Origin of the sequence: Legionella israelensis (assembly GCF_004571175.1) — a bacterium.
GTDB lineage: Bacteria > Pseudomonadota > Gammaproteobacteria > Legionellales > Legionellaceae > Legionella_D > Legionella_D israelensis.
Map to the genome: position 1 here is coordinate 1,015,570 of NZ_CP038273.1, position 21,549 is coordinate 1,037,118.

Consider the following 21,549-nt stretch of genomic DNA (forward strand, 5'->3'; position numbering starts at 1 on the left):
TGTGAGGCTAAGATGCCTAATGATGAACCTCACCATCTTATAAAACAGCAAATTGATGAATATAATCTTAGACATGAGGATAAAATAACATTTATTCATGGAGGCTCATCGATTCCTTTCAGCTTTATGGGTAAAGCCTTAATTTTCACAGACAAATATGGGCAGTCGATCAGTAAAACCATTCCTTATGCTTTAATACCCACAGGTATTTTGAGGAAAAGCTATAGCTTGTATCCTGTTGTGGGAGAGTTAGGCACAGGAACTTTTGGGCTTAGAGGAAGAAGAAAGGAAGGAATCAACTACCAGGCACTTTCCGGAGCAGATCCCAGTAATAAAGAGGCCTTAAAAACTGCAGTTGACTATTCGACCTTAGGCTATCAGAGCATATCTTCAGACTCGCTTTATCTCGCAATGCAGAAAACCGTATTAACCATCAATGAAAACAATTACCTAACCCATCTTAAAAAAATTGAAATGCTTGCACAAAATTTTATTCTAATGGGAGGCAAGCCCACTCAAGCAGACATCTCAAATTTTTTATCGTACTTAGAAAATGAAAAAGTAAATCTTTTATTAAAGGAGCAATCTGAATCCAAAAAAGAAAACATAAAAAAACATTTTAATAAATATTCAGATAGCATTTTAAAAAAATTAAAAAAGCAAACCCTTCCTATAGAATCCGATGAGCAACTGATTGACTCCATTAAAAACCAATATCCTGTTATTTACTGCTGTTCAGTAAAAGCGGATAAATTTGGTTCTCTTCCTGGAGAACTAAAATATACAGGAGAGATTGGACTCGATAGCATTAAATTAATCTTTGTAGAAGAAACAAGAGAGAGTGAGCTTAAAAAGAAACTGTTTGCTCTGGGCTACCAGGATAAAATAGAGGTCAGGCCTATACCGCCTACACCTAAAACAGAATCACAGGAAAAATTTGTTGTTCCAAAAACAATTGGGGCATTGAAAGAAAACTTGGAGGACATTAATGTTGAAGATCAAGATGACTACTTGTCTGAATGCCTAAAAAAATATCATGATGATTATTTTATCTCTCATGATAAAAGTTATGATTCAATTAAACTCATATCCTATATTATAAAAAACTACTATTTAATTAATATGAACAAGATATTTTCTCAGGATCATTACTCGCTTATTATGTTCAAAAGCCATTTCGATAATGACTACTTAAAAAAAGCTCCCATACTAAAAGAACAACTTTTGCAATGGGAAAAGTTGCATTTCTTAAAAATTTTATATGAAATCTATGAAAAACTGCATGATGGTACATTATCATTGCTCCCAGAATCAGGATTAGCAGGATTAGAATGTATTGATTTTGACGAGCTCATTCATTCACAAAGCATTGGCCTTCATACTTCATATCTCAAGATGGATTTTTTGAGTTCACTGCTGATAATAGCAAATCATGAAAACAATGAGCCATTAAAAAAGAAAGTTATAAAAGTAGCTGAGCAGATCATTGAATCAGACGAGGCGATCTTTTTCGATATTTTAGAAGAAAAAGATAATCTTAATTTAAACCAACTTCTGAAAGAAACGAGCTTTTATCAAGAGTATCAAGAGGAAATGGAATTGGAGAAGCTCAAAAAAATCACTATCGATTGCCTGGATGTCTATAGGAAAATCACCTCCAACCTGCCTGAACATTCAGCCCAAGCTCCTGTAAATGAAATCTTAAAAAAAATTGAAATGTTTGAAGATAAAACCGGACTTGTTAACTATCTGGTTGAAATGTTGAAAGGAAGAATACAAAGTTTTTCTAAAAACAGCTTTTTTAAAAACGATAAAACAAATTTTATTGATTATCTGAATAAAAATTCAGATGCGCTTCACTACGAAAGAATTTTGCTTTTAACCATTCAACGTATCGATCCTGAAAACGATTACCTCCACCATCTTATAAAAGATAATAGAGGCATTGAATTGGGAAATTCAGCTTTTTATGAAAAGCAATTTAAAAGACAAACTCCTCTGAAGCCAATCGACGATAAAACACTAACGGAAACATTTTAATTCGTGTAAGTTGCACTGGTGCTCTTTTCAAACCTCTCACGCAAAATTGAATAACCCATGTTATACAGCTTCGTCTTTTTTGCATCTTTGGAAGCATTTTGGAATTTTAAATGCTCATTTACTATGTGTAAACTGCGCTTTAAAATTCCAAAATGCCTCCAAGTCTTCTAAAAAATACTGTGCTGCATAACATGAGTGAATAATATGTCCTACACTTATAAAAATTAATGCAAAGGTAAAATCTCTATTCATGTAGGATATAGCTTTGATTTTAACCATGGAATCAATATGCATGAAATAAAGCAAATATTAATGAATGAGGATATCGATCAAGATCCTGTTTTATCTAAAAAAATAAAAGCACAACAAATTAAATTGCTCTATGAGCAATTGCCTCCTGCCTTGTTTGGTGAAAGTGTTGCAGCCACTGTTTTATGCATCGCATTGTGGAATAAAACCAATCATTATTTACTCATGTTACGCACTAAACCTTGCTGCTCCCTGAAATTTAATTAAAATTTCATCCCTGATTTTTAGGGAGGAAGATTTAATGGATATGCTTGATATTTATAGTGACTATTTGATTTGCCAGAATAAATATGCAACAGCTACAGGTTTATCGGAGATGTTGGATGGTGAATTTGCTCACGACAAGGTGACACGATTTTTACGACTACAAGATTTTGGTTCCAAAGCGCTCTGGAATTATGTCAAGAAGTCAGTCAGGGAGAGTGAAGCATCAGACGGTGTTCTTTTATTGGATGACTCGATTGAGGAGAAGCCTTACACGGATGAGAATGAAATTAATTGTTGGCATTATTCCCATGCTAAAGGTGATGTGGTCAAAGGGATTAATATCCTGACCTGCATGGTTCGGTATGGTGACTTCAGTGTTCCTGTTGGTTATGAAGTTATCAAAAAAGACGTTGCTTTTTGTGACATTGAAACAAGGCAAGCTCGCAGAAAGTCATCCACGACTAAAAATGAACTTTTTCGCAAGCTTATCGCACAAGCGGTTAGTAATCATGTGTTGTTTGACTTTGTACTTGCGGACAATTGGTTTGGCTCGAAGGCCAATATGGCTTACATCCATAATGACCTTCAAAAATCGTTTATTATTGGGATTAAATCTAATCGAACCTTAGCTTTATCCAAAAACGACGCCAACAACGGACGGTACACAAAAGTCAGAGAATTAGAGCTTGAAGAGGACATAGCCCACACAGTCTATCTCAAGGGATTAGACTTCCCAGTGAGGCTTTTGAAGAAAATTTTCAAAAACGAAAATGGTTCTACAGGGGTTCTCTATCTCGTTTCTAATGACATGACCAGCAGTGCCGAACGTCTTTATGAAGTGTACCAGAAACGGTGGCGGATTGAAGAGTATCACAAGTCAATTAAACAAAATGCAAGCCTGAACAAGTCTCCAACCCGTACGGTTAAAACACAATCCAACCATATCTTTGCCGCAATCATTGCATACTGCAAACTGGAAATGATGAAAATAAAGACAAAATTGAATCACTTTGCCATCAAGTACAAATTAATACTCAGGGCTAACCAAATTGCTATGCAGGAGTTAAAAAATATGGCTCGTTAAAGTCGATTGTGCGTAACATGAGTTATTTATTAATTGGATGGCTGTTATTCATTTATTTTGGTTCAGCATTTTGGAGAAGTATTTTAGTCTATCTTTTCAAGACTAAACATTCGCTTTTATCCCATGATAACTGGTTAAAATTTTATGTGGTGGGTGTTTTTTTTACAGGCGCTGGATGGGGGATTGCTGGAGGGGGCCTTATGCCGCCAGAAGGCTTCGTACAGCAAACCTTTGTTATGTTGATGATATTTGGGGTCACTGCAGCGGCGAATACGCTCTATTCACCCATTTTATCGGTATATACTTTTTTCTTGATTATTGCGCTAGCCCCTCTTTCAATCTGGTTGCTCACTCACGGCGGTCTTTATGTATTATTAGGTTTTTTAAGTTTTATTTATTTTGCTGTTTTGTTAAGTACTGCTTACTACACCAATAAACTCATTCTTTCCTCATTGGTTCTACGGTTTAAAAATATCAATCTGGGTTCGATTAAAAAATTATTGGAGAAAAAAGTTGCTGAGCGCACAAATGAGCTGAAAGAATCATTGGCAATTACCAAGTCGGCCTTTGAATCAACAGCCGATGGAATTTTGATGGTAACCTTGGATAATAAGATTAAATTTTATAATAAAAAATTTTTAGATATGTGGGGGTTTACTTCTGAATTTATAAAGACGACAGATGACGAGAAAGCCATCCAGCATGTCATGAACCAACTTATCAATCCAGATGAATTTGTAAGCAGAATAAATGATCTCTATCTTAACCCTAACCAAGATAGCTTTGACGAATTGCATTTTAAAGATGGTCGAATATTTGAGCGCTACTCAAAACCGCATAAGTTGGATCACAAGATTATTGGACGAGTATGGACTTTTCGTGACATTACCGAGCGTAGAAAAATGGAGAAAAAAATCGCCTATCAGGCAAATCATGATGCATTGACGGGCTTACCTAATCGAACTTTGTTAAATGATCGTATTCATCAAGGGATCACTTACGCCAAGCGGTTTCACTCCAATCTCATTGTAATGTTTATTGATCTCGATAATTTTAAAGACATCAACGATAATCTTGGCCACGGTGCTGGGGATATTTTGCTACAGGAAACGGCACTTCGTCTGGAAGAATGTATTCGAGAGAGCGATACGGTCGCTCGATTTGGCGGTGATGAATTTGTTCTTTTGTTTTTATTTAAAAATGGTAAAGAAGAAATCAAAACCATTGTTAATAAAATTCACGATAGTCTCAAGACGCCAATTCAAATTGGCGGTCATGAAGTGGTTGTTACCGTTAGTATGGGAATTAGTATCTATCCTAGAGACGGACAAGACCCATCCACACTTCTCAAAAACGCAGATGTTGCAATGTACAAGGCCAAAAAAAAGGGACGAAACTATTATCAGCTTTATGATAAATCTATGAATATTCATTCGAAAAAGCGCATGATCATTCAGAATCAATTACGAGGCGCTATCGAAAAAAATGAATTCTTTTTATTCTATCAGCCTATATTTGATTTGAAAACGAGTAAAGTAATATCGGTTGAAGCGCTTCTACGATGGCAACATCCTGAGATAGGCCTTATTTTCCCTAATGAGATTATACCGATTGCTGAAGAAACGGGCTTCATTATTCAACTGGGTGAATGGGTTATGCGACAAGCTTGTTTGCAAAATAAAATGTGGCAGAATCAAGGGTTACGTCCTATTGTGGTGGCAGTCAATGTTTCAGGGGTTCAATTAAATCGACCTAATTTTGTAGAAACTGTGAGAAATATTCTATCTGACAGTCAGCTTGATCCCCAATACTTGGAACTTGAACTGACTGAAAGCGCAATTATGTCCAATACAAAAGAAATTATTAAAAGGCTCGCTGACTTAAAAAACCTTGGTGTACAAATTGCTATCGATGATTTTGGTACAGGATATTCGAGTTTTAGTTACTTAAAAGATTTTCCCGCTAATAAATTAAAGATTGATAAATCCTTTGTGCAAGATTGTACAATTAATCCTAATGATCGCTCAATCATTAATGCAATTATCACCATGGGACATCATATGAATCTTTCTGTTTTGGCAGAAGGGGTTGAAACAGAAAGCCAATTGAGATTACTTCAAGAAAGTCACTGTGATGAAATGCAAGGTTTTCTTTACGGACGACCTACTAATTCCGATGAAATCAATGAATTACTCAAGAACAACCATTTTAAAGAATGAATCTCTGTGTGAAGGCAAAGAGATTCATAAACCGATTTTAATTTTCTTAAAAATACAAGGTGATTTTTATTTGATAAACAGAGTTTTTCACCTACCGCCGTTTATTTGGCTGAAGATAAATAAGGACACGAAGACGCCATAAACAATCCAGAGTATTTTTTAAGGCGCAAATGTGTCCATATGTACAAGTATGGAATGTAGGAGGTACTCAGAAAAAAGTTATGAATATTGTTCCAATATCTTTTCCTGATAAGAATCAGCAGTAACCCTTAGGTTATAACCACCCCATCCATGTCCGACAGACCAAATGGTCCAGCCCATAAAACCTGTATTTTTACCTTGCGCAGAATGATCCTTTAAATAATCCATAAAGAAGGCTAAAGCAGGTGTACAACTCTCAGCGTGCGTACCAGCGCCAAATTCAGTCACAATGGCTTTCAGTTGATTTTGCTCTAAATAATCCGTAAAAGCCAGCAAGTTAAAACCCTCAGGTCCTGTAGTGGTCATATCCTGCTGGCACTCGTTTTTCGTACCACTGAAATCGCTATCCAGATATTGATGGACATTTATCAAAATTTTAGACAAATCATTGATACCTGCCTTATTAAAGTTTTCCCGGGTAAATAATGTTGCATTGGTAAAACTCTGTCCATCACCACCCTGCCATTCATACGTTGTCCAGGAATGCAAACCGCTCCAGGAGTTACCTTCCACCAGAATATACCCCTTAAATCCCTTTTTTCTCAGCATCTTAACCACATCGACCTGAATGGTGAAAACTTTGTCATCGGGTACTTCTACAGGCTCATTAACCAAATCCAGCAGAATGTAATTCTTATCAATGGCCGGGTCATTTTGTATCAATTCATATAATTTTGACCATATGTCCTGATAAGCTTTTGAATCGGTAATTAACATACCGTCTGGACAAGGCCCGTCCATGCCGCAACCAGCATATTGACTGCCGAATTGAGAATAACGCATATAAGCGTGCAAATCGACAATGGTATGGACTTTGGCCTGAGTTAAAGATTGCAGTAATGGGCGTACATAGTGTTCATAATAGTCCTTGTATATAGGCCCTTTTCCAGGCCCCTCCAGTTGCAAATACCCCCATCTGACCGGCACTCTTATCGTATTAGCCCCTTTTTGGATAAACGCATTGACCTCATTCAGATCACTGCTGGCTGTTTCTGCATCTTGCTCTGACAAGTTGGGTATTACAAAAGGATCAATGCTTTTGCTGAATTCCAAACCGGATAAATTAAAGCCGGTAAATTCCCAGTATTTCCCTGCCTTAGCGTGATGGATGTTTGAATTAGCCTTAATCTGAGTGTAATTAATTTTCCCTGTGACCACTCCTTTGCTGTCAATGGCGCCCTTTTCATAAGCCACGTGTATACCGTCTGGAGGAGAATAGGTATCAATGTCATTATTGCCGTTAGAATTTAAATTAAAACCAATGTATCCAAGGTAAGCATTGCTCATTGAGCAACCGTCAAAGCGTAGCGTAGCGCCGACGTAATATTTATTGCCTGACATTTTATTACCGTCCACCGACTGTCCGGGCGCCAAAGCATAGGTGATTTTGCCTGAGCCATCTTGAATGCAGATATAAGGTTTAATCTTGTTCTCTGGCCCAACACCGCTAATATGATTTGTAAGATTAGCCGCCAGACTCCATTGCGGCAGTAAGAAAACGATAAAAACAATGGAAATTGAGTTTTGCCATATTTTCCATCTGTCTTTTAGACAGACCAACAAGGCATTCTTTATCAACATTAAAATTCTCCTTTTAGACTAAATAATTTTTATAGTGTATAATATCCTAACAAATAGCACATTAAAAACCTGTTTTTTGTGACAGGTTTTTTGCCAGTGATAGGATATGATGGTTGAAAAACTGCTGAATGAAACCCATTCATTAACTCGCTTAAATCATGTTTTAAAAGACTATTTCGCAACCTTTAATATCCATAGCTTTGCCTTCACCTATTATGTCCGGCATGTTAAAACAGGAATGAAATTAAAATACAACTGGGTCACAGAACCTTTAAAGTCTTGGCATCAATATTATCTTGAACAGGGTTATGCCGATGTGGATAGAAGCTTGGAATATGCTACTCAGAGAGCTCTGCCTTTTTTCTGGGATGTACAGCAACAACTGAAAGTGGCTAAAAATGCCCGGGAAAAACGGATGCGTCAAGAATCCATTGACTACGGGATTGATAAAGGCTTGAATTTAACTCTGCATACCCCGGATAGCGGACTGGCAGTTCTTGTACTTCATCAAAGACAAGGAGAATCCGGATTGCAACAGCATCAGCAAAAAAAGCTGGAATGGCTTGGTGTAATGCATTGTTACTGTTGTCAGCTACATCGTTTTCTTAACCAGGATAGAATGTCGTCAGACATTCAACTGACCAAAAGAGAATATGAGTGTCTTCGTTTAACCAAAGAAGGCCTGCGCCTTGAAGCCATTGCTCAGTTATTAAACATTACGCCGCGCACGGTCAACTTTCATCTGCAAAATGCCAACAAAAAATGGGGTGTGAACAATAAATATCACGCCATTTTGAAGCAATTTTCTTCTTAATCCTTGTAGATGATTTAATTTGGTTTTAATTCAAAACTTTCAGGAGCCAATTGGTTTAGGTTTTCTAATTGGCTACTAACTTGTTGTTTCATAGAGCCATCAAATTGTGCTCCAAGAGCCTGGCCATAAGAGAGTAACTCCCTTTTCAAAATCCAGTCCAATCTCTTAACCATAGTACCATTCGGATTCGCATCGCGCCCTAACAAATCCTCTTTAACCTCATTTACTTTATTCAATAACTCATGTTACGCACAATCGACTTTAACGAGCCATATTTTTTAACTCCTGCATAGCAATTTGGTTAGCCCTGAGTATTAATTTGTACTTGATGGCAAAGTGATTCAATTTTGTCTTTATTTTCATCATTTCCAGTTTGCAGTATGCAATGATTGCGGCAAAGATATGGTTGGATTGTGTTTTAACCGTACGGGTTGGAGACTTGTTCAGGCTTGCATTTTGTTTAATTGACTTGTGATACTCTTCAATCCGCCACCGTTTCTGGTACACTTCATAAAGACGTTCGGCACTGCTGGTCATGTCATTAGAAACGAGATAGAGAACCCCTGTAGAACCATTTTCGTTTTTGAAAATTTTCTTCAAAAGCCTCACTGGGAAGTCTAATCCCTTGAGATAGACTGTGTGGGCTATGTCCTCTTCAAGCTCTAATTCTCTGACTTTTGTGTACCGTCCGTTGTTGGCGTCGTTTTTGGATAAAGCTAAGGTTCGATTAGATTTAATCCCAATAATAAACGATTTTTGAAGGTCATTATGGATGTAAGCCATATTGGCCTTCGAGCCAAACCAATTGTCCGCAAGTACAAAGTCAAACAACACATGATTACTAACCGCTTGTGCGATAAGCTTGCGAAAAAGTTCATTTTTAGTCGTGGATGACTTTCTGCGAGCTTGCCTTGTTTCAATGTCACAAAAAGCAACGTCTTTTTTGATAACTTCATAACCAACAGGAACACTGAAGTCACCATACCGAACCATGCAGGTCAGGATATTAATCCCTTTGACCACATCACCTTTAGCATGGGAATAATGCCAACAATTAATTTCATTCTCATCCGTGTAAGGCTTCTCCTCAATCGAGTCATCCAATAAAAGAACACCGTCTGATGCTTCACTCTCCCTGACTGACTTCTTGACATAATTCCAGAGCGCTTTGGAACCAAAATCTTGTAGTCGTAAAAATCGTGTCACCTTGTCGTGAGCAAATTCACCATCCAACATCTCCGATAAACCTGTAGCTGTTGCATATTTATTCTGGCAAATCAAATAGTCACTATAAATATCAAGCATATCCATTAAATCTTCCTCCCTAAAAATCAGGGATGAAATTTTAATTAAATTTCAGGGAGCAGCAAGGTTTAGTGCGTAACATGAGTCAATAAACTTGCTACATCGCTTGCCTTATCACCTGAAGGTTCAAAATTTTGACAAAATGTAACAAGGGCGTTAGCTTCTGCCTGCCATTTACGCCCTTTACCATGCAAAGGATTCCAAAATTTGGCGGATGGTTTATCATAAGAGGCAAACAAAGCAATAATATTTTGCCTCACTCTTTCTGGGCCTTGATTGATAAGTCTTTGTAAATGTTCGTCAGGAGTTTCTTTACCTTCAAATTTTAACCACTTAGTACCTTTGTACTTTTCATAATCGCCAGCCATCTTAGTCCCCTTATGTATTAATTTCTACCTATATTGTATATTTAATATCTATAAAGATCTATATAAATTCTATATGCGCAATTAATATTCTCTCGCTCAAAAAATAGACCTAACCTTATATTCTTTTTCTTTGCAAAAAGTTGGATAAAATTTTTTGCCATGCTAATTTATGTTTTTTTATCTGAGGTAATGATGAATAAGCTAGCAATTGTCACCGGAGCCAGCCGGGGCATAGGCAAAGAAGCCGGCTGTTATTTTGCCAGTCAGGGATATGATCTCGCTTTAATCGCCAGAGATGAGAAACAATTGGATGCCTTAAGCAAGGATTTAATGCAAAAACATGGGGTAAAGGCCAGTGCTTATCCTCTCGATGTCAGTGATGGGCAACGAGTCAATGAAGCTGTCAAAAACATTGCCCAGCATTATTCCAATATCGACGTTTTATTTAACAGTGCCGGGATGTTGCTTCACGGCACAAGCACGATTGAAACAGAAGATTTTAACCGTATGCTGGATGTCAATTTACGTGGTGTCTATCATTTCATCCATGCCGTCGTTCCATACATGAAAAAACAGCGCTCAGGGTATATCTTTAATCTGGCCTCTTATGCAGGGAAAAGACCCTTGGCTCGCTCCGGAGCCTATTGTATGACCAAATACGGTGTATTAGGGTATAGTCAGTCTCTGAGCCTGGAATTACTGGAATTTAATATAAAAGTTACAGCCCTTTGTCCCAGTGTGGTGAATACGGACATGACTCGACATATCCCTGATTTTCCCGATAAGGAAAAGATTTTATGTGAGGATATCATCCATAGCATAGATTATCTTCTTCATTTAAACGCCAATGCTTATGTCGATGAAATCACCATAAAATCAACATATTTATTAAAAAACAGTGTGTAAATAACCGGGGAATACGGTGAAAAAAACAATAAAAACGCAGGAAGTCGTGTACATGGACGGTGAGGTCCGCTGCGAAGGTTTTGCGGCTTATCCTGAAGAATATACGAAACCCATGCCCTGCCTATTGATAGCTCATGACTGGGGTGGTCGAGATAAAGCGGTTTGTAATAAAGCGATTCAATTGGCTGAAATGGGTTATGTCGGTTTTGCCGTTGACATGTATGGTAATGCCAAACTTGGTAAAGATAAGATTGAAAACCGTGCCTTAATGACTCCTTTTCGCGAGAACCGGCAAAAACTGGTTGAACGCATTCAGGCCGCTTTCAATGCTGCCTGTCAATTATCGCCCGTGGATAATGAAAAGATGGCGGCTATAGGATATTGTTTTGGTGGTTTATGTGTTCTTGATCTTGCACGCAGTGGCGCCGATGTTAAAGGTGTCGTGAGTTTTCACGGTGTGCTATCCTCATCTCCCATATTCAATCAGCATCAAACTGTAAAAGCCAAAATTTTAGTCCTCCATGGTTATGATGATCCTTTGGTTCCTCCGGAAGAAGTTCATCAATTTGCAGAAGAAATGACGCAAAAAAAAGCCGACTGGCAAATTCACATGTATGGTCTTACGGCTCATTCCTTTACTAACCCTTTAGCCAATGACGATGAACTGGGCTTGCACTATAATAAAACGGCCGATGAACGCTCTTGGGCGAGCATGATGTTATTTTTACAGGAAATATTGACCTGAGCCATTCGCTACTATAAAAATGAGATAGTTTAACTGGACTTTAGCCATTTTCAAGTAAAGGAAAGCAATAGAGTAGAGCATAGAAGCGTACCATTTGATTTATCAAAGTCGCTTTAAATCGATGACTTGAGAAAATAGAATGGCACGAATTACCGTATGGACCCCGCTATCAGGTAGCGGGGATTCGATCCCTAAAAAAATGGCTAAAGTCGAGTTTAAGAGATCTATAAAAACAAATACATAAGAATATTGTTGGCGATTTTCCGAACGCTTCCTCAGAGTACATTCTTCTTAGAGAGAGAAGTCTTTTCTGGAGTATATTGTTCTTTTCTTTTTTCCAGGCCTTGTTTCAATGCATTAAGTCCATCCTTTAAGGGTTGCATCGTTTCATTTTCCGGGTTTTCTAAAAAATCTAACGCTTTATTACAAAGCACCATACTTTCGTTTAAATAATTTTCAGATTCCAGGTATTCTTTCTGATTCCAATATATTCTGGCAAGATTCGAGCAAATTCTGCTCTCTAAATTATAAAGTTTAGCTATTTCTTCTGGCCCACTGCCGGGATTTTCCTCCAGAACCTTACAGGCACTAAGAGCCTCCTTATATATATGACGGGCTTTTTCATAATTTTTTGCCAGAAAAATGCTGTCAGCTAATTCTTTTAATACACTGATTTGAAGTAATAATCCTTTTTTTATAGCTTCATCTTCTGGTAATTCTGCATGAGCTTCCAGGTATTTTTCCAATTTATCTTTTTGGATTTTTATATTGGATAACCTGTTCTTTCGAGCTTGATAATAATCCTTCACCTCTTTTATATGATCATCGATACATTGTCCTGTAGGACGGAATTCGGTTACAGTAAAATAAAAAATATCTGATTGAATGTGGTATTTATCATGAGTATAACTAATCGCCTTGACCAGCCCATTAGCACAAATTATACCGTTGGATATACCGGTTCCTTTACGATATTCTGCACTCATCATTGCATCACCACAAACCGCAATGGGGAAAGGATAAGGACTTGATACACAAAGAGGATTTTCCACCCAATGTGGATCCACACTGAAGGGGCGAAACTTCAAAGGGGAGTCTGACTCTATTTCAAAATCAATTTTCTTTCCTGTTTTTAATTCAAGCATGGTAGATAACCATTCTTTTTGTATTGACTCAGGTGCCCGAGCTAACTCATCAGGCATTTCAAAATAACAGCTAAAACGAGTTTTTTTTCCAATGAAATCCCAGCGTCTCATATCCCAGTGAGGCATATCATTCTGAGTCCAGCCTTGAGCACGTAATTTCTCAAACTGCTGGACTTCGTTGACTCTGGAGCTACTGGACGTGCTAAGTAATTCAGCATCTTCAGGGCTCATGGTAATGAAAGCAATAAAATTAGTCTTTACCGGATTATCAGCAATTTGAGAAACAGTAAAAATATTTTCATGTTCTTCGTTTACATACTTAACGACTTGTCGGCTTTCTCCCGAGCAATCAATGAGTAGCTCACATTGTATAGGTTCAATATCCTCTTCTACTTCAATGAAATTTCCTTCAATCCCCTTAAAATGTGAGAAAGTAAATTTTACGCCTAATTCTTTTGCTTTTTTATACAAAATTTTCTGAATATCACTGATGTAATAGGTCTCAGGGTATGAACCGGCAAGTGGAATATCCACGTCAATACCAATGCGTTTAAGTTGCCTGGCAATTATTTCTCCCGCCCCGATTGCAACAACACCAGGTCGAGAAAAATTATTTGCATACTTATCAACTATCTGTACAGGTAGCCCTCTTTCAGCTAAACAAATAGCCGTGTATAAACCAACAGGACCTGCACCAACAATAACAATCGGCATACAATTTATTTTTTAGTCAAATTATTTAAATTATATATATTTAGATATATAAATGCAAAATATGATCATTTTTCATTCTTATTGAAGGAGTCCCATATACTTACTATAATAGTGATAATGCCTCATTTATAAGGAACGAATCGTGTTTGAGCCATTTGAGCTTATTACTCCGGTTAATAAGAGTACTGTCTTAAAATTTGTTGATGCCAATGCTCCCTTTTACTCTAAATTTTGCCTGTATCATAATAGTGAGATTGTTTCAGACTGTAGCTTTAAGCCTGAAGAGAAAAAACTGATTAAAGAAAATATGCAGGAATATACTTCTTTAATAGATGCCTTGAAAACACTTAATAGCAATGTAAAGAGCAAGTATCTAAGCGAATTTATAGCTCTTGTCGAAAAATACAAAGGAAAAAGCCATCAAAGCTCCGCGGAAGGAGGCCTTCGCATTTAGGAGTGCTGCAATGACGTTGTGGTTGTCTTGATCTTACTGGAATCAATGCATTTCTGGAAAAACAATATTTTATCCTCGATAGGTAATGGGCTTTGATCTTCTCTATCTTTTGTAAAGATCGGTGTATCAGAACTTGTATCTTCTTCTTTCAAAGCTTCCTCGCTGACAAAATCTGCAGAAATTAATAGATTTTCCCATTTTTTCTCCCCCAACAATTTTCTGCCCATTTTATCGACAAAAGTATTATCAATGATTTGAATCGGTCTGGTTTCTTTAGAGAACACCTTTGCATAAGCCATGGCTGCAAAAATTACTTCTGTCAAGGAATGGCCGCTACATAGAACCAGATTGGCCACCATTGCTTTAAACATTTCCTCCTTGTTTAAATCAAATATTTCTGCATAAGTTAATACCACATCCGTATGGCCGGAAACGCCGGCAACCATTGGCACGGTACTCATTAACGATCGGGTCAAATCACCACCATACATGGGATTTAATATCCATTCGGTTTTACCACTAATCCACTTTCTTTTCCCATCAAATACCTTATCAAATAACCTTTGTTCATAAGGATCAATGCCAACGACTTCCGTATATTCTTCAGTTTCTCTTGCTTCTTCGTCTGCATCATATTTTACTTTTTGAATAAGCTTGAGATAGGGGACAATTAAAGCCAGCAATTCCTCACATTTTCTCGAGGATAAATAATCCTGATTAGTGGGTAGTGCTCGGAGAATGTTTTTATCATTGGCAAACATTTTTCGGATTTGTTGCAGCAGTTGTTGATAGGAAGGATTATCTGCAATTTTACACGTTAAATGATTACTTTCTATTACCTCTTTCCTTAAGTCTTCCAATCCATTAACAATATTTTGAAGTTTTCTAATGGTTGGCTTGATTAAGAGCTTATCTTCTAAAGACCACTTCAGAACATTGGCTGGTGGTACAGTTAAAAACAGACCATGGGTTTCAAATTTACTATTGCCATACGAAAACCCAGGAACTTTGCGTCTATCACTTCGGGTCCGGTAATATTCGCACTTGGCAAATTCAATCAATGGCGCGAGCTTTGATAGGTCGACAATTTCACCTTCCGGGTCCTTGTGCTTTATAAACTCACAGAAGGCTTTCGAACGTTTAAAATCATTATAATTTTCACTAAAAATAAATTTGTCAAAATAATAATTTGCATCACTAGCCAAATATAAAATAACCCTTTCATTGGTGCAATCATGCAAAGCCTGATAGGCGTCTTCTCCTAAAATTGCACCTTGGAAATGGGGGTTAAACATGTGTATTAAAGAGGTGTCACTGTAAATTTCCTGAATAAAAGTTTTAAAATCTTCTGAAATTTTGCTGTCTTTTCCTGGAATGGTTTTCAGTCCATATTCCAATGAAAATTGATGAATTAATTTCCAGAAACCTAATATTTTATCTCTAAGCTCAAGGTGGATGCTTGAGGATTTCAATTCTTTTTGAAGGTTTTGTGCGATTAATTTCTCTTTTTTGTGCATTCTTTGCATAAACGCACTTTCGTATTGGATTTTCAAGGCTTCCAGTGGCGTTAAGCCATGATTTTGAAGTCCATGTTGCTGCGCCAAACGACTACTGAAAACAAAAGGGTTGACGACATTTAATCCTTTTAATATCCCAGTTTTATTAAACAAATCTTTTGAGTTTTGAGTCATAGACGTGACTTTATCTACGCCGAGAAATTTTTTTGCATATCCTCTCATAACATTTATGAAATATATATAATTTGTGCATATTATATATATTTAAGACATGGGTGTAAAATTGAATGTTTATAACTTTTTCCGGAATTTTAGTTTTTAAAATTACAGGGTCTTAGGTTCTGTCGACATTCATAATTGCGTATAATCTGCTATTGAAATGACATGGTTGTTTTTGAGTGGATTTTTTATGCTTACAGATGATGAATGGAACAAGATTAAAGATTGCTTACCAGGGAAATCAGGGGATCCTGGTCGGAGAGGAACAGATAATCGGCTTTTTATAGAAGGCATAATGTGGATGGCTCGGAATGGTGCCAAATGGAGGTCATTGCCCAAAGAGTATGGTAAGTGGTCTACAGTCCATAAACGATTTATGCGTTGGTCCAAGAAAGGAATCTGGCAAATGATATTTAATACATTGGCGGTCGACGCTGATACGGAGTGGCTGATGATAGACTCAACGATCATTTGTGCCCATCAACATGCTGCCGGAGCAAAAGGGGGCAAGAAAAACAGGCGTTAGGCCGCTCCAGAGATGGTTTTTCTACCAAAATACACGCATTGTGTGATGCACTTGGTAACCCACTTAAATTCATTCTTACTCCGGGACAGACTTCAGTGGCAACACGATATGACAAACTTGCTTAATCTTTTTTATCGTTCGTATACATCGCTGCCACCGCTCTTTGGTTAAAATAAATGTCGACAGAACCTAGGTTCCGTGAACAAAAATTTTCATAGCTGCAAATGCGGCTAATTGGTACCATTGAGTCTTTGAATTCGTTAAATAGAGCCAGCTATTCGCCTCATTCAAAGACACAAGGGCACTCAACTATCTATATTTTTGCTTCGCGAAAAATTTGGTTCACAGAACTAGGATGACGTAAATTAAATCGGAGATTGCTGCTCAAACAATCCCCGCTTTAAGTGTTAAAATTCCCACTATTTATGTAGTTTGGTTGAGGGAAGCTTCTCTTCCTCTTTTTCTTTTTTAGTGAGGTTTTCAAACATACCTACTTTGCTTAATACCCCAGCGCTTTTGCTGATTTCTTGTAGTTCGCGTTGAATCACTTCATCGTTTTTTGATTTTTTCGTTTCAGTGCGTGGTGATTTAAATTTTTCCTTTTTTTCCGTATATGTACCATCTTCAAGCTCTGATACTTCTCGTTTTCGTTCTTCTCTAAGTTTTTCCAGATGCGTAGTGCTTATATTAAAGCGCTCGGGGTTAATGATAAATTCCTTTTTCCATTCTTTAATTCTCTCCGAGGCATGGTCAAATATTATTTGCCGTGCCTCATCCACCAGTGTATAGAATTCCGTTGTATCTTCCACTGGGTTACCGTAAGGCAAGTCAGCTCTTTTTAACAACTCTTGCCATTTTTCCTTACCAAAAAATATTTCACCCATAGTGTCTACGAAATCCTCATCGATTTTTCGAATATCTTTCATTTCTTCTGGGAAAACATTACTATACGACATGGAACCAAAAACAACTTCTGTCAGTGAGTGGCCGTCGCATAGGATTAAATTGGCTACCATCGCTTTGAATATGTCTTTTTTATTCAAATCGAACAGCTCTCCGTATATCAATGATACATCAACGTGCCCTGACATTCCTGAAACCATCGGCACCGTAATCATCGCTTGTTTGCTTAATGCTCCCCCGTACATTGAATTCAGTACCCAAGCAGTTTTTCCACTTATCCAGGTTCGGTCGCCATCAAATTTTTCGTCAAATAAACGTTGTTCATAATCATCAATGGGTACAACCTCCGTATAATAGGTACTGGACTCGGCTTCATCATGTGCTTTTTCCTTAATTTTTATAATGATATCCAAATAAGGACGAATAGCTCCTAAATATTCGGCGCATTGTCTTGAAGAAAGACTATCATGCATAGGACTCAGATTGCGGATATTTCTACTATCCTTAAACATAAACTCAATATCTTCTATGAGTTTGGCGTATTTCGGATTTTCTGAGATTTTACAGTCCAGAGGGCTTTTATGTTTCACTTCCTCCATGATGTCTTTTAAACGTGTTTCCAAATCCTCAAGGCGTTTAATCGTAGCGTCTAAATTGAGTTTGCCTTCGAGGGTTTTCTTCAAAATATTGGCCGGTGGCACCGTACAAAACAGTCCATGCGATTCATACTTTTTATAGCCCACGGAAATACCAGGAAGTTTTTTCTTGCCAAATTCTCGTGTTCGGATATGCTCTGCTTCGGCAAATTCAACCAAGGCTTCTAGTTTTTCCGCGTTGATAGTTTCCCCGTTGGGATCATGTTCTTTGACATATTCAACAAAGGCTTTGGCACGTTTAAAGTTATCATAGCCCTCTTTGTCTTCATGCCCAAAGAGAAACAAATCAAAATAATGTTCCGTATCATTGGCCAAAAACTGAATCACGCGCTCATTATCGCAGTCCTGAAAGGCACTATACACATCAGCTGCAAGAATGGCCCCCTGATATTTGGGATTGAATACCACTTCATCGCTATAAACGTCTGTGATAAATTGTTCAAAATCGCTGGATATTTTGACATCTCTACCCGGAATATTCTCAATGCCTTGCTCTTTCGCAAAGGCATAAATTAACTTCCAGAAGTTAAAAGTTTTATTTCTGAGTTGGATATGTAAGTCGCTATCCTTCTCATAGCTTGACCGATTCGGGCGAAGTTCTTTTTGCAATTCTTGGGCAATTAATTTTTCTTTTTGGTGTCTTATCTTCATAGCATCACTGAAATATTGCATTTTAAGAGCAAAAAAAGGGTCAATGATCTTATGATCTTTTCTATGTTTCCTGGCTAAATGGTTGCTGTAAATATGAGGGTCCTTAATATCTAAACCCTTTAATATTCCTGTTTTTTCATACAATTTTATAGAATCTTCCGTTTGATGTACCATACTGTCATCTACACCAAAAAATTCGAATTTTTGGGATTTTCTTAATTTATCTCTTGATTCCTCAAGGTGCTCTCTTACTTCGCTTTCTTTAGTGCTCATAATCGTATTTTATTTAAATGGACATATTAATAAGTATACTTATTGATTATTATGCAAACATTATGTGTTTATTAAGAAAATATTAACTGATATTTAGGCTTGATCTTTGATTTTACGTAGCGAAAATGTAGAGTGTGTTGACAATTGTGCCCCACGCCGATTGCGCTTCAATCAAAGAAAAATATGCGATGACATGTCTTACAGGTAATTAAATACACTTCGTACGGGCAAAATCATATCATCCAAATAAAACCAAATTGCCGTCATTTCGAACGAAGTGAAATAAAGACATCTTATTGTTTGTGTTTTAATTGGTATGATTTTGTCCTGAACTATCATATACCTTTTTTTGCATAAAATTTAAATTATGGTATATTTGAATTAATAATAGTCAAGGCAGCTTTGATCTATAGGATGTTATAAGATATGGGAAAATCTGAAGGGCATAGAAAGCAAACGATAAAATCAGCACAAAAATTTCATTTTTTTACACACTCCCCGACTGACTTTCTCCCAGATTTAAGGCGACTGTTGGATGATAATGAGAGAAATTATCCTTCCGTGATCGAAACATTATTCAATAAAAACGATTTGCAAGCCCAACATTTTCAGCGCCAACTTCTAGAACATTGGGCAAGAATGCCAGCTATAGACGTTCAAAGCAGCGTCCCTTTCGAGATAACAACTTTGCGTAGCAAGCTTAGAAGCAGCGCGAATATTAATGATATCCATTTTATGATCAATGGATTGATGGTCCTGATGAAATTAAACGGGTATGAAGACATAAACTCTGCGTCCATTATCAAGTTAATCATCGAAAACCTTAAAACCAAAGAAGATCCTCACAGTCTTATCGATAGCTTGGAGCTAGCTGTTTGCCTGCTTGAAACCATCAATGCCAAAAGCCTGGATTCCATTGCTGTGGAAGTCAGCAATTTATTGGTGCATGATGATTCACTTGTGCGACAAAAAGCAAAAGGATTGCTTAAAAGTTTGCTTACAAATGAAAGTATTGTGCACAAACTCTCCGAAGATACAAAAAAACGTTTGCTTGCAATGATACCTGATAATCTGGACCCGCGGGATGGTAAAAAAATTCTTAAGCTAAGTTATCTTGTTCATTGTCTGGCTCCTTTTATGAAAGACGATGAGAAGTATTCTTTGATCCAACTGTTATTAACGGAAGCTATTCCAAAGATTCGTAGTTCTGCAGCTAATGAGGCTTTGCGTCAACTAGCGCCCTTAATAAAAAACATGGATACTTCCTCTGAACTCAGGGAGGATATGCTGGCATTATTGAGCGAACGCCTAAAGAGCCGCCCTTCCTCCAATAAAAAAACGGCAATGGAGTTATTAATAGAATTGTATCCAGATTGTGAAAAAACGGAAAAGAATGGCATTAGCAAGGATATTCTTGCCGAACTTCAGGATCCCAATTTACAATTTTATACCAACCATCTGCAAATGTTTGGTCTACTTTTGACAAAAATGGAGGAGTCAGATAAAAAGAGTATATTAACTAACTCTCTGAATACGTTAAAACAAGTAGAGAGATCGAATCTAGCACAAGCCTGTGCGGCACTGAATGTTCTCATAGAGATAGCTAAGACTGAACCCCATTTCTCTTTCCCCCAGGAGGTCTTGATAAATATTGAATATATACTTCAGTCTCCCGGTAATGAAAAACTCAAGAAATCTTTAATATCAGGATTGACGTATGTTATGAATCATACGACAAAAGAAGAAAAAAATTCCTTCGCATACGCTCTTTATAATATCTTATCTGCAAAAGAAACCTTATCCCCGGTCGACGTTGACTTACTTGTCCTTATTTTGTCATTTTCCGAAATGGATTTACAGGATACAATCGCACAATTTATGCTCGTAAATTTTGACAGTTTAAACTTAGACGCCCGTGAAAAAGCGCTCAATGGCTTATCTCAATTTCAAAATAATCCCAGACTTCTTAAAAAGATTAGCATTGAGGATATCCTGTTTATTATTGAAAGAGAAGAAAAGCAAAGTATTCGGAATGCCGCAGGAAAAGTTTTAAATTATGTCTTGACTTGTCAGGATGAAGATCGGGTGCTGGAGATAATGAAAAAATATGTTCACGCTTTAAGTGATAAAAAAACAGACCACAGTAAGATATTAGAGATTATAAAATTTATTGCTCCATCATTACCTGCAAAACTGAAAGCTGAGTTTATTAATCCCGTGTTAAAGAGTATTTCATCAGAAAATGACGCCATTGCCAAACAAGGACTTTTAGCTCTGACAAAACTATTGCCTGATCGTGATAGTATTGAACCTGAAACTATTGCTCAAATTATGACTATTATCGATGGTATTATTAATGACAAACTACATTACTCGACTCGTCTTGCAGCCATAAAAACAATAGAGGCATTGGATGGTCGTTTAGGTAAAACTGAGCACTCGTACTTAAAAACATTGGTAACCACATTGTTAAACGATCCAAATCAGGAAGTTCGTAATAAAGCAAAGCTTTATTGTTCTAAGCTGGTACTTGAAGGCCGACCTGTATTGGTAAATGCACTAGACGATATCAATAGTGAAGATTCGATTGAGAAATTACAAGTCTCATTGATGACGGATATGCAGCACCATGCCAGTCTGGAACTAGAATCCAGCTCAAGCCATATTCCAAATTAGAGTGAAATTTTCTTGCAGGATGGACCAAATAGGCCT

At 37.2% G+C, this 21,549-nt stretch carries 17 protein-coding genes; 10 read left to right on the forward strand and 7 right to left on the reverse strand.

Annotated elements, in window-relative coordinates:
* Positions 1-12: 12 nt before the first annotated feature.
* From E4T55_RS04460 to E4T55_RS04475, 4 genes are all read left to right on the forward strand, one after another.
* On the forward strand, positions 13-2,040 hold the full coding sequence (locus E4T55_RS04460) for a hypothetical protein (protein WP_058500756.1): 2,028 nt from the start codon (positions 13-15) through the stop codon (positions 2,038-2,040).
* Positions 2,041-2,328: 288 nt separating this feature from the next.
* The gene (locus tag E4T55_RS04465; protein ID WP_058500758.1) at positions 2,329-2,556 is read left to right on the forward strand and encodes a hypothetical protein; all 228 of its coding nucleotides are present in this window, start codon (positions 2,329-2,331) and stop codon (positions 2,554-2,556) included.
* A 34-nt stretch (positions 2,557-2,590) separates the two neighbouring features.
* Positions 2,591-3,640 carry an IS701 family transposase gene (locus tag E4T55_RS04470; protein WP_115325247.1) on the forward strand — a complete coding sequence of 350 codons (1,050 nt, stop codon included), beginning with the start codon at positions 2,591-2,593 and terminating at the stop codon, positions 3,638-3,640.
* A gap of 17 nt (positions 3,641-3,657) precedes the next feature.
* Entirely contained in the window at positions 3,658-5,859 is a 2,202-nt protein-coding gene (locus E4T55_RS04475) for a sensor domain-containing protein (RefSeq protein WP_223168347.1), read from the forward strand.
* Positions 5,860-6,078: 219 nt separating this feature from the next.
* Here the strand turns inward: E4T55_RS04475 and E4T55_RS04480 are convergent, their stop codons facing one another.
* Positions 6,079-7,641 (reverse strand): glycoside hydrolase family 5 protein, encoded by a 1,563-nt coding sequence (locus E4T55_RS04480; RefSeq protein WP_058501086.1) that lies wholly within the window; start codon positions 7,639-7,641, stop codon positions 6,079-6,081.
* A gap of 106 nt (positions 7,642-7,747) precedes the next feature.
* On the opposite strand from E4T55_RS04480, the gene E4T55_RS04485 reads away from it, so the two are divergent.
* Positions 7,748-8,455: a helix-turn-helix transcriptional regulator gene (locus tag E4T55_RS04485; RefSeq protein WP_058501087.1), complete on the forward strand. Its 708-nt coding sequence runs from the start codon at positions 7,748-7,750 to the stop codon at positions 8,453-8,455.
* 14 nt (positions 8,456-8,469) lie between these two features.
* Here E4T55_RS04485 and E4T55_RS04490 read toward each other — a convergent pair whose 3' ends face one another.
* The 3 genes from E4T55_RS04490 to E4T55_RS04500 all read right to left on the reverse strand — a co-directional run bounded on the left by E4T55_RS04490 (position 8,470) and on the right by E4T55_RS04500 (position 10,128).
* A complete protein-coding gene (locus tag E4T55_RS04490) occupies positions 8,470-8,691 on the reverse strand; it encodes a hypothetical protein (RefSeq protein ID WP_058501088.1) in 222 nt (73 codons plus the stop codon).
* 25 nt (positions 8,692-8,716) lie between these two features.
* On the reverse strand, positions 8,717-9,766 hold the full coding sequence (locus E4T55_RS04495; RefSeq protein WP_115325247.1) for an IS701 family transposase: 1,050 nt from the start codon (positions 9,764-9,766) through the stop codon (positions 8,717-8,719).
* Between the two features lie 62 nt (positions 9,767-9,828).
* Entirely contained in the window at positions 9,829-10,128 is a 300-nt protein-coding gene (locus tag E4T55_RS04500; RefSeq protein WP_058502125.1) for a hypothetical protein, read from the reverse strand.
* A gap of 189 nt (positions 10,129-10,317) precedes the next feature.
* Between E4T55_RS04500 and E4T55_RS04505 the strand changes: the two genes are divergently transcribed.
* Together E4T55_RS04505 and E4T55_RS04510 are read left to right on the forward strand one after the other, a co-directional pair.
* Positions 10,318-11,034: an SDR family oxidoreductase gene (locus tag E4T55_RS04505; protein ID WP_167758042.1), complete on the forward strand. Its 717-nt coding sequence runs from the start codon at positions 10,318-10,320 to the stop codon at positions 11,032-11,034.
* A gap of 52 nt (positions 11,035-11,086) precedes the next feature.
* Complete coding sequence (locus tag E4T55_RS04510) at positions 11,087-11,779, forward strand: dienelactone hydrolase family protein (RefSeq protein ID WP_058502127.1); 693 nt, start codon at positions 11,087-11,089, stop codon at positions 11,777-11,779.
* Positions 11,780-12,054: 275 nt separating this feature from the next.
* On the opposite strand, the gene E4T55_RS04515 is transcribed toward E4T55_RS04510, so the two are convergent.
* Positions 12,055-13,638, reverse strand: a complete 1,584-nt coding sequence (locus E4T55_RS04515; RefSeq protein WP_058502128.1) for an FAD-dependent monooxygenase — start codon at positions 13,636-13,638, stop codon at positions 12,055-12,057.
* Between the two features lie 142 nt (positions 13,639-13,780).
* Between E4T55_RS04515 and E4T55_RS04520 the strand changes: the two genes are divergently transcribed.
* The gene (locus E4T55_RS04520; RefSeq protein ID WP_058502129.1) at positions 13,781-14,092 is read left to right on the forward strand and encodes a hypothetical protein; all 312 of its coding nucleotides are present in this window, start codon (positions 13,781-13,783) and stop codon (positions 14,090-14,092) included.
* On the opposite strand, the gene E4T55_RS04525 is transcribed toward E4T55_RS04520, so the two are convergent.
* Positions 14,089-15,783 carry a hypothetical protein gene (locus E4T55_RS04525; RefSeq protein ID WP_115325280.1) on the reverse strand — a complete coding sequence of 565 codons (1,695 nt, stop codon included), beginning with the start codon at positions 15,781-15,783 and terminating at the stop codon, positions 14,089-14,091. The genes E4T55_RS04520 and E4T55_RS04525 overlap by 4 nt on opposite strands.
* A 235-nt stretch (positions 15,784-16,018) precedes the next feature.
* Between E4T55_RS04525 and E4T55_RS04530 the strand changes: the two genes are divergently transcribed.
* A complete protein-coding gene (locus E4T55_RS04530; protein WP_058502131.1) occupies positions 16,019-16,354 on the forward strand; it encodes an IS5 family transposase in 336 nt (111 codons plus the stop codon).
* Between the two features lie 419 nt (positions 16,355-16,773).
* Here E4T55_RS04530 and E4T55_RS04535 read toward each other — a convergent pair whose 3' ends face one another.
* Positions 16,774-18,837: a hypothetical protein gene (locus E4T55_RS04535; RefSeq protein ID WP_115325281.1), complete on the reverse strand. Its 2,064-nt coding sequence runs from the start codon at positions 18,835-18,837 to the stop codon at positions 16,774-16,776.
* A gap of 426 nt (positions 18,838-19,263) precedes the next feature.
* Here E4T55_RS04535 and E4T55_RS04540 point away from each other — a divergent pair, with 426 nt between their 5' ends.
* Entirely contained in the window at positions 19,264-21,513 is a 2,250-nt protein-coding gene (locus E4T55_RS04540) for a hypothetical protein (protein ID WP_115325282.1), read from the forward strand.
* The last annotated feature ends 36 nt before the right edge of the window (positions 21,514-21,549 follow it).

Bases quoted from the DNA above. Each gene is read 5' to 3' on its own strand.
- E4T55_RS04460 (WP_058500756.1), top strand. From the start codon at position 13: ATGCCTAATGATGAACCTCACCATCTTATAAAACAGCAAATTGATGAA.
- E4T55_RS04465 (WP_058500758.1), top strand. From the start codon at position 2,329: ATGCATGAAATAAAGCAAATATTAATGAATGAGGATATCGATCAAGAT.
- E4T55_RS04470 (WP_115325247.1), top strand. From the start codon at position 2,591: ATGGATATGCTTGATATTTATAGTGACTATTTGATTTGCCAGAATAAA.
- E4T55_RS04475 (WP_223168347.1), top strand. From the start codon at position 3,658: ATGAGTTATTTATTAATTGGATGGCTGTTATTCATTTATTTTGGTTCA.
- E4T55_RS04480 (WP_058501086.1), bottom strand. From the start codon at position 7,641: ATGTTGATAAAGAATGCCTTGTTGGTCTGTCTAAAAGACAGATGGAAA.
- E4T55_RS04485 (WP_058501087.1), top strand. From the start codon at position 7,748: ATGATGGTTGAAAAACTGCTGAATGAAACCCATTCATTAACTCGCTTA.
- E4T55_RS04495 (WP_115325247.1), bottom strand. From the start codon at position 9,766: ATGGATATGCTTGATATTTATAGTGACTATTTGATTTGCCAGAATAAA.
- E4T55_RS04500 (WP_058502125.1), bottom strand. From the start codon at position 10,128: ATGGCTGGCGATTATGAAAAGTACAAAGGTACTAAGTGGTTAAAATTT.
- E4T55_RS04505 (WP_167758042.1), top strand. From the start codon at position 10,318: ATGATGAATAAGCTAGCAATTGTCACCGGAGCCAGCCGGGGCATAGGC.
- E4T55_RS04510 (WP_058502127.1), top strand. From the start codon at position 11,087: ATGGACGGTGAGGTCCGCTGCGAAGGTTTTGCGGCTTATCCTGAAGAA.
- E4T55_RS04515 (WP_058502128.1), bottom strand. From the start codon at position 13,638: ATGCCGATTGTTATTGTTGGTGCAGGTCCTGTTGGTTTATACACGGCT.
- E4T55_RS04525 (WP_115325280.1), bottom strand. From the start codon at position 15,783: ATGACTCAAAACTCAAAAGATTTGTTTAATAAAACTGGGATATTAAAA.
- E4T55_RS04530 (WP_058502131.1), top strand. From the start codon at position 16,019: ATGCTTACAGATGATGAATGGAACAAGATTAAAGATTGCTTACCAGGG.
- E4T55_RS04535 (WP_115325281.1), bottom strand. From the start codon at position 18,837: ATGAGCACTAAAGAAAGCGAAGTAAGAGAGCACCTTGAGGAATCAAGA.
- E4T55_RS04540 (WP_115325282.1), top strand. From the start codon at position 19,264: ATGGGAAAATCTGAAGGGCATAGAAAGCAAACGATAAAATCAGCACAA.